Annotated in this window: 2 protein-coding genes; both read right to left on the bottom strand. The window is 44.6% G+C overall.

Going from position 1 to position 799, the window contains the following annotated elements; translation table 11 throughout:
- Positions 1-342 (bottom strand): 2-hydroxyacyl-CoA dehydratase (locus BHE89_RS19130; protein ID WP_171742543.1); only part of this gene is annotated, 342 nt, incomplete at its 3' end.
- The coding region (locus BHE89_RS19125) for a 2-hydroxyacyl-CoA dehydratase (protein WP_141008342.1) at positions 342-799 on the bottom strand (458 nt) is incomplete at its 5' end. The genes BHE89_RS19130 and BHE89_RS19125, both read right to left, overlap by 1 nt.

The raw sequence follows: 799 nt of genomic DNA, 5'->3' as shown, positions 1-799 counted from the left end.
CGCTTTCCAGTTTTGCCCTAAGCATTTTAAGGTGTCACAAAGAGAAGGAATTAAGGCTGCTGACAGTTTATTCAGCGCACCATCCAATCCCATCTCAAGAGAAGACAGCACTAACGCACAATAGAAAGGAGGAAAATATTTCTTCGCTTCTGAGATCTCACGTCCTTCTGCGCCCCAAATACCAAAAGGCACCATACCCGCCGCATAGACAATTTCATTTGGTGTATATTCAGGGAAGCAGCCAACAACCTTTTTACCACGACGAATAAAACCCTCTAATTGAGCAACAGGGTTATCCACCACGGCTTGTAACTCATCAAACAACTCCGTTAATGTTTTCATTAGATGTCTCCCTTTTTCATTTCTGCTTTGTTAGCAGCCATAATTTCAGTCAATGCTTCAACACGGGTGACATACTGCGCTTCAGAGAAAACACGAGGATCAGCTTGGTCGCCATCAAAAGTCACAGTAGGGATCTTAAGTTCATGACGAATACGGCGCTCAATTTCAGGCATAATGCCACTCCAGAGCTTGCAACTACGGTTAACGTGAATAATCGCACCATCAACTTTATTCTGACGGCTCACGTTAATACGCATATCAGCAGCACGCTCAACAGAGACACAGTTAGGGACGTAAGAGTAAGCACGCATCATCTCGTCACTGTTTTGATAAATCACACCAAACGCAGTGGCATAAACCGTGGCAGTCACGTTGATACCCTGCTCTTTTAACGGCGTCGATGTGGCTCGTAAATAAGGCCAGCACGCAATACCTTCAAAGAGAACACGGTATTTTT

The organism is Shigella sp. FC1967, assembly GCF_001743005.1.
In the GTDB taxonomy this organism is placed as follows: Bacteria; Pseudomonadota; Gammaproteobacteria; order Enterobacterales; family Enterobacteriaceae; genus Proteus.
The sequence above is the reverse complement of the archived record's forward strand: the minus strand, read 5'-3'. Positions and strand labels throughout refer to the sequence as shown.